The organism is Actinosynnema sp. NPDC059335 (genome assembly GCF_042752395.1).
Taxonomy (GTDB): domain Bacteria; phylum Actinomycetota; class Actinomycetes; order Mycobacteriales; family Pseudonocardiaceae; genus Actinosynnema.
Genome location: NZ_JBHYXZ010000007.1, coordinates 45,423 through 57,748, shown reverse-complemented (window position 1 = coordinate 57,748; position 12,326 = coordinate 45,423). Strand labels below are relative to the sequence as shown.

The window sequence follows — 12,326 nt, the reverse complement described above, 5'->3', positions numbered from 1 at the left end:
CGGTGGGATCACTCGCCTGTGGGTGGCGCGGCCACCGTACGATCACCCGGTGCGCGGACCCACCTTCAAGGTCGTCGACCTGTTCTCCGGCGCCGGCGGCATGAGCCTCGGCTTCCAGGCGCACCGCGACTTCACCATCGTCGGCGCGGCCGACGCGCAGATCGGCAAGCCGTCGTCGCGGCTGGGTTCGTTGCGTTGCAACGGGATCTACCGGGACAACATCGGCGTCGACCCGTTGCAGGTGGACCTGGGCCGGCTCGACCCCGCCGTGCTGCGGCAGCTGTGGAACCTGCGGCGCGGCGAGCTGGACGTGCTGGTGGCGTGCCCGCCGTGCTCGGGCTTCACCCGGATCGCGCCCGCCAACCACCTGCGCGACGACCCGCGCAACTCGCTGGTGGGCCGCGTCGCCGCGTACGTGGCCGAGTTCCGGCCGCGGGTGCTGCTGCTGGAGAACGCGCGCGAGCTGGTCAAGGGCAAGCAGCGGCACCACCTGGACGGCCTGGCCGAGCAGCTGCTCGAGCTGGGGTACGAAGTGGACGCGAGCACGCACATGCTGTCCCGCTTCGGCTTGCCGCAGCTGCGGGAGCGGGCGATGGTCGTCGCGGTGGACGCGGGCGTGCCGCTGCGGACGCTGGAGGACCTGTGGCACGGCTGGGAGGTCCGGCCGGGCGCGGTGACCGTGCGGCGGGCGATCGGCAAGCTGCCGCCGGTGGAGGCGGGCGAGGCGCACCCCGAGGACGCGATGCACGTGTCGCCGTCGTTCCGGCGGGACCGGTCGCTGGACCGGATGCGCGCCATCCCGGCGGACGGCGGGTCGTGGGGCGACCTGGTCGGCTCGCCGGCCGAGCTGCTGCTCAACCCGGCGCAGCGCAAGATCATCCAAGAGGGCAAGTGGGGCTCGCACCCGGACGTGTACGGCCGGATGTGGTGGGACGAGCCGGCGCGCACCATCAAGCGGGAGTGCGGCCACGTCGGCAACGGCCGTTACGCGCACCCCGAGCAGCACCGGCTGTGCACGGTGCGGGAGATGGCGCTGCTGCAGGGCTTCCCGCGCCGGTTCCGCTTCGACGTGTCGGTGATCGGCAACGCCTACCGGCACCTGGGCGACGCCGTGCCGCCGCTGATCTCGTTCCAGCTCGCGGCCCTGGTGAAGTGGATGTTGACCGGCCAACCGCCGACGGCGCGCGACCTGTGCCTGCCCGGCACGTCGTTGCGGGTCGGGGACATCCGCCCGGTCACACCGTCCGCTTTGGTCGCCTAGATCACCGTTTGGCAACGGTGTGGCCTCGAAACCGGGTCGCCGGCTATTACGTGCATTCCACAGTGGAGGAAGTGAGCTGCGGAAACGCCGACGTGAAGGCGATCCGCGCCCGGTTCGACCCCCGTCGAACCGGGCGCGCGCACCGCGTTCCCGACGCCGCGTCGAGGGCCTTCGATCATCCACAGTGGATTGCGGGATGATGTTTCCGCACGTCGGACCTCGTTCTGCGCCAGTGGGCACCTTTCTCGATCGGGTGAGGGTCGATCCGCTAGTGTTCGGCTGATTCCTGTCGATTCGGTGCCGGAGCACTGCTGCCGAGTAGCTCCCCGATCGACACGGACCGCCGCCTTGAACCACACCAACGGGCTACCCTCGCGAGCCTCAAGGAGACAAATGGCATCCCGGTCGACTGTGAAGCGCCTCGGCGCTGTGATCCTCGGCGCCGGCCTCGTTCTGATGTCGGCGCTTCCCGCGGCCGCCGCGGGCGACGTGAAGGTGGAGCCGCACAAGGATGCCGACGAGCGCGGCATGGGCATCTACCTCGAGCGCGACGGCAAGCCGGTCGAGCTGCCGAACCACAAGACCGGCGAGCCGGTCAACGCGGAACTCATCGGCCTCAAGATCGTGGAAGGCGGCGAGGGCCAGATCGCCCGCGCCTACTGCGTCGAGCTGCCCACGCCGCTCTACGACGGCCGCAAGCTCGAAGAGGTGCCGTGGGACCAGCACCCGAACCCGCACACCAAGTTCAAGGAGAACGCGGGCAAGGTCAACTGGGTGCTGCAGAACAGCTACCCGGCGCTCGACGCGGCCGACGCGTACAAGCTGTACGGCCTGGACCCGGACAACAAGAAGAGCATCCTCATCGCCGGCGCGCAGGCGGCCGTGTGGCACTTCAGCGACGGCGTCGACCTCCGCAAGGAGAACTCCACCGCCGAGACCGAGGACGTCAACGGCGGCACGGTCGACGAGCTGGTCTACAAGGTCTACGAGTACCTGACGACCAAGGCCCAGGACATCAAGGACGTCAAGCCGGACCTCGCCATCGAGCCGAACCTGCTCAAGGGCGAGATCGGCAGCACGTTCGGCCCGTTCAAGATCACGACCACGGCCGAGGAGGTCCAGCTGGTCACCGCCCTGCCCGAGGGCGTGACGCTGGTGGACAAGGACGGCAACCCGTTCCAGACCGTGAAGGCGGGCCAGATGTCGGCCGCTGCCACGGTCAAGGCGGCCGAGGTCTGGGTCAAGGTCGACGAGGGCGTGGAGCCCGGTGAGCTGGAGCTGGTCGTCAAGGCGGGCGCGAGCCTGCGCTCCGGCCGCCTGTTCGTCTCCGAGAACCCGAAGCAGGAGACCCAGTCGCTGGTCATCGCGACCTCCGAGCCGGTGAACGTCGAGGTCCCGGCCAAGGCCGAGTGGGTCCAGGGCACCGTCGTGACCACCACGACCGAGGCGACCACCACCACCTCGCCGACCACCACGACCACGGCCCCGACGACGACCACCACCGCGGTCGCGTCCGGTGGCGGCAACGACGACGACCTGGCCAACACCGGTGCGTCGATCTTCGTGCCGCTGCTGATCGGCATCGGCCTGCTGGGCGCCGGCGCGGGTGCGCTGCTGTTCGTGCGCCGCAAGCGCGCTGCCTGAGCCTGAACGACCGGAACGGCCCCCCGGGAACTCCCGGGGGGCCGTTCCCGCGTTCGGGGGTCTGGGGTCGGGGGATCGATTCGGGTAGCCTGCCCCAGGACCGTGTGTGAGGAGCGCGATGAACTTCGACGAGATCAAGAACAAGGCGTCCGAGCTGCTGGAGCAGCACCACGAGGCGGTCGATGCGGGCATCGACCGGGCCGCCGGGTTCGTCGCGGGCAGGATCGGGCACGAGGAGCAGGTCCAGGCGGTGGCCGAGCAGGCCAAGAACATCCTTCCGGGTGGAGAGTGAACTCGTTCAACACGGCTGAGCGGGTCACCCCGAGCGGTGAGACGCGTGCCGCCACCGCGCAGATGGTGACCTGGCAGGGCTACGACGTGCCCAGGCTGGAGCAGGTGCGCTTCCTGCTGTCGGAGCGCAAGCTGCGCGCCTCGGGCCGCCTGGTGACCGCCGGTCCGGCCGAGCAGTTCAGCGGGTCGTTCGAGGTGTCGGTCGGCGAGACCGGCGCGGTGAAGCGGCTGCTGCTGCGGACCGCCACGGTGTCGGAGGAGCGGCAGATCTCGGTCAGCCGGTCGCCGGAGGGCATCTGGCTGGTCGACCACGGCCAGGGCGCGGAGCGGGCCGACTTCGACGGCGCGGTGGACGTGGACGTGCAGTTCGCGGTCCTGTTCAACGCCATCCCGATCCGTCGGCTCAACCTCCAGCTGGAGGAGGGCGACCACGAGATCCCGGTCGTCTACGTGACCCTGCCGGACCTGTCGGTCCAGCTGGTCCGCCAGCGCTACCGCACGGTGTCGGTCGGCGAGGACCGCTCGGTCGTCTCGTTCACGCACGGCGAGTTCGAGCAGGACATCACCGTGGACCGGACCGGCCTGGTGATCGACTACCCCCGCATCGCCTACCGGATCTGAGGCCCCGCGGGACGGCCGGTCGGGCGGACCTCACACCCGGACGGCGACCGCCATGCCCTGACCCACGCCGACGCACGCCGCCGCCACGCCCAGGCCACCGCCCCGCGCCCGCAGGTGCCGGCACAGGTCCACGATCACGCGCGGCAGGGAGGCGCCCAGCGGGTGGCCGTACGCGATCGCCCCGCCGTGCACGTTCACCTTCTCCCGGTCCACCTCGGGCAGGTGGTGCAGCACCGACAGCGCCATCGCCGCGAACGCCTCGTTGATCTCCCACAGGTCCACCTGGGCCGACTCGATCCGCAACCGCCCCAGCAGCTTCCGGATCGCCGACACCGGGGCCAGCGTGAACCGCTGCGGGTCCTCCGCCGTCACGGCCGACCCCAGGAACTCGCCCAGCGGCGTGATGCCCAGCGACGCCGCGACCTCCTCCGACCCCATGAGCACCGCCGCCGCGCCGTCGTTCAGCGGCGACGAGTTGCCCGCGGTCACCGGCCCGCCCTCCGAGAACGCCGACTTCAGCTTCGCCAGCTTGTCCGCCGACGTCTCCGGCCGCACCGACTCGTCCCGCCGCACGGGCGCGCCCTCCGGCAGCTGCACGGGGAACGCGAACCCGTCGTGCACGCCCGCGTCCCACGCCGCCGACGCCCGCCGGTGCGACCGCAGCGCGAACTGGTCCATCTGCTCGCGGGTGATCCCCAGCGCCACCGCGACGTCCTCCGCCGCACGCCCCAGCGGCACGGTCCACTCCGCCTTCATCCGCGGGTTCACCAGCCGCCACCCGAGCGCCGTCGACACCGGCTCCAACCGGTCGGCGAACGGCCGGTCCGGCCGCGGCACGACGAACGGTGCCCGCGTCATGCCCTCCACGCCACCGGCGATCACCAGCGACGCGTCGCCGAGCGCCAGCGCCCGCGCGGCCTGCACGATCGCCTCGCCGCCGGACGCGCACAGCCGGTTCACCGCCACGCCGGGCACGGACGTCGGCAGCCCGGCCAGCAGCGCGGCCATCCGCCCGATGTTCCGGTTCTCCTCGCCCGCGCCGTTGGTGTTGCCGAGCAGCACGTCGTCGATCGACGCCGGGTCGAGCGACGGGTGCCGCCGCAGCAGCTCCACGATCGGCAGCGCGGCGAGGTCGTCCACCCGCACGCCCGACAACCCGCCGCGGTAGCGGCCGAACGGGGTGCGGGCGGCGTCGAGGAGGAGGGGGCGCGACATGCGCCCATCCTCTCACCGGCCGACGAAGAACGGGATGTAGGCCGAGGTGGGGCGGGTCTCGGCGGACGTGCCGAACAGCCGCACCTCGATCATGTGCGGCCCGGGCGACAGGCCGCCGGTGTTCAGCGCGAACCGGTACTTCCCGGCGATCCCCGGCCCGCCCGCCGCGGTCGGCACCACGGCCACCCGGTCGTCGTCCACCCGCACGCTGAACCCGGCCAACCCCGCCAACGCCACGCCGGGCCGGCCCTCCAGCGCCAGGTCGAACACCATCCGCCCGCGCTGCACCGCCGCGCCCTCGGGCACGGTCCGGCCGCTCGCGTCGAGCACCGTGCCGTTCACCCGGGCCAGTTCGGGCTCGTCGGCGTGCGGCGGCGCGGGGGCCGGGCCCGGCGTGCCGGTGGACGACCCGCTCAACTCCAGGTCCACGTGCGTGGCCTGCACCCGCAGCCCGGTCAGCAGGGTGACCGCGAGCTTCCCCGACGGCCCGACCCGCAGCGCCTCCGCCGGCAGGTCCGCCACCACCGGGTAGGCCACGCCGGCCCGCCACGGCGCACCGTCCATCGCGGCCCGCAGCGGCACCACGACCCCGGCCACCGACACGCTGAACCGCGGCGCCTCCGGTGACGCGTCGGTGTGCAGCAGCGCCATCCGCAACTGCCCGCCCGTGACGCCCGGCAACGGGGTCGACGCCGCGGCCGCGGGCGCTTCGACCGCCACCAGCACCTCGACCTGCGGCCCCGGCACCCACGGGGGCGCGGTCGCCGCCGCCGCGTCGAACGCGATCAGGTCGACCGCCGCGCGCTGCCCGGTCGGCCCGGCGACCGACACCAGCGCGGTCGCCTCGCGCCACGCCGGCACCGCCGGGCTGGTCGCCACCACGTCGCCGTCGAACAGCACCCGCACCCCGTCGCGCCGCAGCACCAGCTCCCACCGGTGGCTGATCCCGGTCTCCAACGCGGGCAGCGGGCGCACCACCGAGGTCGGCGTCCCGGCGGGCACGACCACCTGCACGGACGTCGCCCCGGCGCCCGTCGCCACCCGCAGCCGCACCGAGTCCGGCGGCAGCGCGTCGCCGCTGACCAGCGACACCGGCCCCGGCACGAGGTCGAGCATCAGCTCGCCGTCACCGCCGGGCGCGTCGGTGTCCACCACGAACCGGCCCAGCTCGTCGGCGTCGCGCAGCACGAACGGCGTGCGCGACCGCAACGTCGCCGGGGCCGCCGCGCAGTTGTTGCCGAGCACCAGGCGCCGTCCGTCGTCGTCCCGACCGGGCGTGGCGCGGGCGCAGTTGCCCCGCGACGCCAACCGCCACCGCCTCGGGTCGGGCGCGTCGGGCTGGTCGAACCGGTCCTCCAGCGCGTAGTCGCGGTCCGGCGACGCGTGCGGGGTGCCGGTGGCCTTCGCAGGCGCGGAACGCTGCCCGAACCCGTCCACCGCGGACACCTGGACCTCGTACATCCGCTCGTCCTCGAGCCCGTCGATCTGGGTGACGGGCTCGGTGATCAGGCGGGAGCGGCCGTCGCCCCAGCGCACCTCGTACCCCGGCGCGTCGCCGGACCACCGCAGCTGCAGCCGGCGCGGCCCGGACGTCACGGTCAGCCCGCGCGGCGACTCGGGCAGCGGTCCCGCCGTCGGGACCAGCACGCCCTCGGCCGCGTACGGGGCGAGCGACGTCGGGGGCGGCGCGGACGTGCTCGTCGCGGTGACGGGTTCGCCGATCCCGGTGGACCGCAGCGCGGCGATCACCCCGGCGAACAGCACCACCCCGGCGGCGATGAGGGCGATCCGACGACGTCGCATGGGGTCAAGTTAGGTGTCGTCGTGACGCGGATCACCGCGTCGTTGCCGAGCCGAGACCAAGAACGGCCGGCCGGCCCCTACAGCGGGCGGATCTGGAACGCCTGCCGGGCCGACCGCACGCCGAGCCCTCCGTCGACCGGCCGCACCCGCACGTCGAACTCGTGCCGCCCGCTCGACAGGTCGGCGAGGCCGACCAGGAACTCGTGCCGGCCGCCCGCCGAGCCGTTCGTGGGCAGGGTGGCGATCCGCTCGCCGTCGAGGTCCACCTCGACCCCCCGCACGGCGGCGACCTCGCCGGCGTCGGTGTCGGCGAGTTCCACGGTCAACCGCACCCTGCCCTCGCGCGGGAACTCCGCGCCCTCGGACGTCTCGTGCACCACGGACACCGCGGGCGTCGGCACGGCCGGACCGGGCGACGCGCGGTCGGCGAGCCGGGGCACGGGCGGGCGGGCGTCCGGGCCGTCGGCGACCACGGCGTGCGCCTGGAAGGCGGTGACGCGGACGTCGGAGCGCAGCCTGACCTCGGGGTTGCGCTCCGGGGCGGGCAGCGGGAAGTCGGCGTAGAAGGCGGACGGGCGGTTCGGGTCCAGCGCGCGGTCGGGTTGCAGGGGCAGCGCGGGCGCGGACCGCGAGCCCAGTTCGACGGTGATCGGCGCGGCGCGTTCGGCGACCACGGACGCGACCACGCGCACCGAGGTCGCGCCCGCGAGCCGGGAGTCCGCCACGTTGCCCAGCGAGGTCGCGCCGCCCTCCTCCGTGCCGGGGCCGAGCGGGACCACGGACCCCGGCTCGGGGTGGCCGGCCGCGCCGCCGATGCCGAACGAGTCCAGCAGGGTGCCGGACGCCTGCCGGAACGCCAGCCGCACCCGGGCCGCACGCCAGGGCAGCGTCGCCGGCGCCTTCGCCACCGCGATCCCGTCGCGGAGCGCCACGACCGCGTCGGGCATGACGCGCAGCTCCCAGCGGTGGCGGACGCCCCGGGTCGGCGGCGGGTAGGTGCCGAACGTCTCGACGCTCTCGTCGTCACCCCGGACGAACTGCGCGCCGAACGGCGTGACCCGCAGGACGACGGCGTCCGGCGGGAACGACCGGCCCAGCAGGCCGAGGTCGTGCGCGGGCTCGGGCAACAGGGCGATCAGCATCTCGCCCTGGCCCTGGCCCTGTTCCGACCGCGTCCCGATCGGGCCGTCGGTGGTGAGCAGGACCCGGCCGATCGCGCCGTCCGGTCCGGGCGGGCGCAACCGCAGCGGCACGTTGGACTGCAGGTCCACGGCGTCGCAGCCGACCTCCACCCGCCGGCCGTTGAACGGGCGCAGACCCAGGCAGCGGGGGTCGCCGCCGTCGAAGACCCGCCACCGGCGCGGGGTGAGCGCCTCGGGCCCGTCGAACACGTCGACCGGCACCACCAGGCCGTCCATCCAGGTCTCGTCGTAGGCCAGCCGCGGCACGGCCTCGGCGGTGGCGGGCCCGGTCCGGCCGCCCAGCGCGTCGAGGGCGCGCACCTCGACCCGCACGTCGGCGTTCGCGTCCAGGTCGGTCAGCTCGGTCCCGGTGCCGCGGACCAGGCGGCTGTGGCCGTTCCAGCGCACCTCGAAGCCGCCGTGGCCGAGGCCGTCCGCGGCCGTCCAGCCCGCGCGCAGGCTCGTGCGGTCCAGCGCGGTCAGCCGGAGGTCGGTGGGCGCGGTCACGCGTTGGGTGTCGGGGACGTACTCGACGCCCTCGGCCAGGAACCGCTCGTAGGTCTCCGGCAGCGGGGGAGCGGACTCGTTGCGCAGCAGCACCACCGCGCCGCCCAGGAGGGCGAGGCCCCCGATCACGGCGATGAGTCTGCGACGCTCCACCGCTGCACCCTATGGGGTGAGTGCGAGCGCGGTTGAGCCGTTCAGCGCAACGATCCGACCTCCGCGCGCACCCAGCTCGCGCAGGGACCGCCGGGCGTCGGGGGCGGTGAGGTCGATGGTCAGGTCGGTGAGCGTGGGCCGGTCGACCAGCGCCCGGCGCGCGGCGTGACCGGCTTCGATGGTCTTGGCCAGGCCGCCGGTCGACGCGAGCGAACCGCGGGCCGCGCCCAGCCGGCCCAGCGCGTCGTCCACGGCGTCCAGCAGCGCGCCGCGGTTGCCCTCGCACATCGCGCGGACGAGTTCGGGGCGGCTGCCCGCGACGCGCGTGCCGTCGCCGAACGAGCCCGCGGCCAGGGCGAGGGCCAGCGGTCCGCCGTCCGCGCCGACGCTCGCCAGCACGGCGGCCAGCAGGTGCGGCAGGTGGGAGATGCGGGCGACCGCGGCGTCGTGCTCCGCCGCGCTCGTGGGCACGACGTGCGCTTTCGCGGCCAGGGCCAGCTCCATGACGTCGGTGAGGACGTCGGGGTCGGCGTCGTCCTCGGCGGTGACGACCCAGGCGGCGTCGGCGAAGAGGTCGGCGCGGCCCGCGGCCCAGCCGGAGGCGGACGTGCCCGCCATGGGGTGCCCGCCGACGTACCGGGCGTGCGGCGCGACCCGGCGGACCAGGTCGGCGACCGGGCCCTTCACGCTCACCACGTCGGTGAGCCGGACGCCGTCGGGGAGCGCCCGCAGCACTTCCTCCACAGCCGGCAGCGGGACGGCGACCACGACGAGCGCGTCCCGCTCACGCGCGCGATCGAGCGCCCCGGGGAGGTCGACGACGTCGTGGCCATCCTGGCGCGCGGCCTCGGCGTCGGCCGGCGAAGCGGTCGCGCCCCAGGTCACGCGGCCCGCGGCGGCCGCCGCGCGCAACACCGAACCACCGATCAACCCGAGCCCGACCACGCAGACGCTTCGCACGGCGCTCATCCTGCCGGCGCGGGCCCCGACCCCCTACCTGTCCACAGGCCCGGGAGTTGTCCACAGATCGCGGAACGACCCTCGCCCGACCCCGTCCCCGCGAGGAGAGTCGAGGCCGTGAACACCACCACGGCCCCGACCCCGTCCCGTTCCCGGCTTCGGCCTACCGCAGGGCGTCCAACGCGAACGCGGCGTAGAGGACGACCCCGTGCTCCATGGCCGCCTCGTCGAACAGCACCCGGTTCGAGTGGTTCGGCTCCGCCTCGGCCAGCTCGACCCCGCGCGGGCAGGCCCCCAGGAAGGAGATCGCGCCCGGCACCCGTTGCAGCACGTAGGAGAAGTCCTCCGCGCCCATCAGCGGGTCTTCCATGTACGACGCCCAGCGCGGGCCGAGCGCCGCCGCGGCGATGTCGAGCACGTGCGGGCCGACCACCTCGTCGTTCACCGTGACGGGGTAGCCCGGCACGACGTCGACCTCGGCCGTGCAGCCGTGGGCGGCGGCGACGTGGGTGACGACCTGCCGGAGTTCGCGGTGCACCAGGGCCCTGGTGTCCTCCGAGAGCGTCCGGATGGTGCCCTCGACCAGCGCCGTCTCCGGGATGATGTTGGTCGTCGTGCCCGCGGTGATGTGGCCGATGGTGACCACGGCCGGGTGGTGCACGCTGACCCGCCGGGCGACCATCGTCTGCAGCGCGCCGACCATCGCGGCGGCGGGCGGCACCGGGTCGATCGCGTCGTGCGGCATGCCGCCGTGCCCGCCGCGGCCCCGGACGGTGATGTGGAAGGTGTCGGCCGAGGCCATCGTCGGGCCGGGCCGGGAGACGACGACCCCCGACTGGAGAGTGGAGGTGATGTGCAGGGCGAACGCCTTCTCCACCGGCGTGCCCGCCGCGTCGAGGACGCCCTCGTCGAGCATGTGCCTGGCCCCGTGCAGGCCCTCCTCGCCGGGCTGGAACATGAACACGACCTGGCCGGCCAGCGCCTCGCGGCGTGACGAGAGCAGGCGCGCGGCGGAGGCGAGCATCGCGACGTGCGTGTCGTGGCCGCAGGCGTGCATGGTGCCGTCGACCTCGGAGGCGTAGGCGAGGCCGGTCTCCTCCCGCAGCGGCAGCGCGTCCATGTCGCCGCGCAGCAGGACCGTCGGACCCGGCTTGCCGCCGCGCAGCACCGCGGTGACCGAGCTGCTGGACGTCCCGGTGGTCACCTCGACCGGCAGGCCGGACAGCGCGTGCCGGATCGCGGCCTGGGTCGCGGGCAGCTCCAGGCCCTGCTCGGGGTGCCGGTGCACCTGCCGTCGCAACGCCACTGTCCTGGGCTGGAGGGCTCGGGCGGCCTCCACCAGGCCCGTGAACCGGGGCTCGGGGGCGGTCGTCTGTGCGTTCGGCAGAGTTGTGCTCATCCCTCGATAGTGGCATCGCCCGGCCCCGCGTGCCTGCGGCCGCGGCCCCCGTGCTACCGGGTGCGTCGGTGTGGCCCTACGGTGTGCACATGGCACACCAGGAGCCGGTCAACGGCTTCGCTGTCGCGGTGGTTCGTGAGGACGGCCGGTGGCGGTGCAGCAAGATGGACAGCTCGGCGTTGTCCGAGCTCGACGCGGCGATCACGGAGCTGCGCCAACTGCGCTCGACGGGTGCCGTCTTCGGGTTGCTGGCGGTGGACGACGAGTTCTTCATCATCCTGCGCCCGGTGCCCGGCGGGGTGTCCCTGCTGCTGTCCGACGCCGCGGCGGCGCTGGACTACGACATCGCCGCCGACGTCCTCGACCTGCTGCGGGTCGACCCGCCGGACGAGGAGGACGAGGAGCTGTGGCCGGAGGGCGACCTCGCCGTGCTGGCCGACCTCGGCATGCCGCAGCACGAGATGCAGGTGATCGTGGACGAGGTGGACCTGTACCCGGACGAGCAGCTGCAGATGATCGCGCAGCGGTGCGGCTTCGGCGACGAGTTCACCAAGCTCCTGGACAGCATCCAGGCGTGACGGGCGGGCCGGCGTGATCAGCCACGCGTCCGACGAGGCGATGGTCGAGGCCGCGCTGGCGGTCGCCGCCGAGGCGCCCCGGACCGGGGACATCCCGATCGGCGCGGTCGTCTACGGCCCGGACGGGGCCGAGCTGGCCAGGGCCTGCAACGCCCGCGAAGCCCTCGGCGACCCGACCGCGCACGCCGAGGTGCTGGCCCTCCGCGCGGCCGCCGCCGCCCACGGCGACGGCTGGCGCCTGACCGGCTGCACCCTGGCCGTGACCGTGGAGCCGTGCACGATGTGCGCGGGCGCGCTGGTCCTGGCGCGCGTCGACCGCGTCGTCTTCGGCTGCTGGGAACCCCGCACCGGCGCGGTGGGCTCCCTGTGGGACGTCGTCCGCGACCGCCGCCTCAACCACCGCCCCGAGGTGGTCGGCGGCGTCCTCGAACGCCGCTGCGCCGCCCTGCTGGAGTCCTTCTTCGCCGACCTCTGACCCACCCACGCCCCTGACCAGCACCGACGCAGTTCGCGGCCCCCCGTTGGGTGACCAGTCGGCGGTCTTGTATTGTTCTCGGCGGTGGCGTGTCCGAGCGGCCGAAGGAGCACGCCTCGAAAGCGTGTGAGGTGCAAGCCTCCGTGGGTTCAAATCCCACCGCCACCGCTGCTCAGAGCCCCGGGTGGCGGTGACGGGGACCGCGGGGGGGGGGGTGGGGGGGGGTTTGGGGGGGGGA

At 74.1% G+C, this 12,326-nt stretch carries 11 protein-coding genes and 1 tRNA gene; 7 read left to right on the top strand and 5 right to left on the bottom strand.

Going from position 1 to position 12,326, the window contains the following annotated elements; translation table 11 throughout:
- Positions 1–49: 49 nt before the first annotated feature.
- From ACFXGA_RS03805 to ACFXGA_RS03790, 4 genes are all read left to right on the top strand, one after another.
- Entirely contained in the window at positions 50–1,261 is a 1,212-nt protein-coding gene (locus ACFXGA_RS03805) for a DNA cytosine methyltransferase (RefSeq protein ID WP_378084101.1), read from the top strand.
- Positions 1,262–1,717: 456 nt separating this feature from the next.
- Positions 1,718–2,905: a thioester domain-containing protein gene (locus ACFXGA_RS03800; RefSeq protein WP_378084099.1), complete on the top strand. Its 1,188-nt coding sequence runs from the start codon at positions 1,718–1,720 to the stop codon at positions 2,903–2,905.
- A gap of 118 nt (positions 2,906–3,023) precedes the next feature.
- Complete coding sequence (locus tag ACFXGA_RS03795) at positions 3,024–3,197, top strand: antitoxin (RefSeq protein WP_378084097.1); 174 nt, start codon at positions 3,024–3,026, stop codon at positions 3,195–3,197.
- Complete coding sequence (locus ACFXGA_RS03790; protein ID WP_378084095.1) at positions 3,194–3,817, top strand: putative glycolipid-binding domain-containing protein; 624 nt, start codon at positions 3,194–3,196, stop codon at positions 3,815–3,817. The genes ACFXGA_RS03795 and ACFXGA_RS03790 overlap by 4 nt, the downstream gene beginning before the upstream one ends.
- 30 nt (positions 3,818–3,847) lie before the next feature.
- Here the strand turns inward: ACFXGA_RS03790 and ACFXGA_RS03785 are convergent, their stop codons facing one another.
- The 5 genes from ACFXGA_RS03785 to ACFXGA_RS03765 all read right to left on the bottom strand — a co-directional run bounded on the left by ACFXGA_RS03785 (position 3,848) and on the right by ACFXGA_RS03765 (position 11,035).
- On the bottom strand, positions 3,848–5,032 hold the full coding sequence (locus ACFXGA_RS03785; RefSeq protein ID WP_378084093.1) for a thiolase family protein: 1,185 nt from the start codon (positions 5,030–5,032) through the stop codon (positions 3,848–3,850).
- A 12-nt stretch (positions 5,033–5,044) separates the two neighbouring features.
- Positions 5,045–6,835 carry a hypothetical protein gene (locus ACFXGA_RS03780; RefSeq protein ID WP_378084092.1) on the bottom strand — a complete coding sequence of 597 codons (1,791 nt, stop codon included), beginning with the start codon at positions 6,833–6,835 and terminating at the stop codon, positions 5,045–5,047.
- Between the two features lie 77 nt (positions 6,836–6,912).
- Positions 6,913–8,676, bottom strand: coding sequence for a fibronectin type III domain-containing protein (locus ACFXGA_RS03775; RefSeq protein ID WP_378084090.1), 1,764 nt, complete (start codon positions 8,674–8,676; stop codon positions 6,913–6,915).
- Positions 8,677–8,685: 9 nt separating this feature from the next.
- A complete protein-coding gene (locus tag ACFXGA_RS03770; protein ID WP_378084089.1) occupies positions 8,686–9,636 on the bottom strand; it encodes a prephenate dehydrogenase in 951 nt (316 codons plus the stop codon).
- 163 nt (positions 9,637–9,799) lie between these two features.
- Positions 9,800–11,035 carry a M20 family metallopeptidase gene (locus ACFXGA_RS03765; RefSeq protein ID WP_378084087.1) on the bottom strand — a complete coding sequence of 412 codons (1,236 nt, stop codon included), beginning with the start codon at positions 11,033–11,035 and terminating at the stop codon, positions 9,800–9,802.
- 89 nt (positions 11,036–11,124) lie between these two features.
- Between ACFXGA_RS03765 and ACFXGA_RS03760 the strand changes: the two genes are divergently transcribed.
- The 3 genes from ACFXGA_RS03760 to ACFXGA_RS03750 all read left to right on the top strand — a co-directional run bounded on the left by ACFXGA_RS03760 (position 11,125) and on the right by ACFXGA_RS03750 (position 12,256).
- A complete protein-coding gene (locus ACFXGA_RS03760) occupies positions 11,125–11,613 on the top strand; it encodes a tRNA adenosine deaminase-associated protein (RefSeq protein ID WP_378084086.1) in 489 nt (162 codons plus the stop codon).
- A gap of 40 nt (positions 11,614–11,653) precedes the next feature.
- A complete protein-coding gene (locus ACFXGA_RS03755; protein WP_378084178.1) occupies positions 11,654–12,088 on the top strand; it encodes a nucleoside deaminase in 435 nt (144 codons plus the stop codon).
- Between the two features lie 83 nt (positions 12,089–12,171).
- Positions 12,172–12,256 (top strand) — tRNA-Ser (locus tag ACFXGA_RS03750).
- Positions 12,257–12,326: the final 70 nt, after the last annotated feature.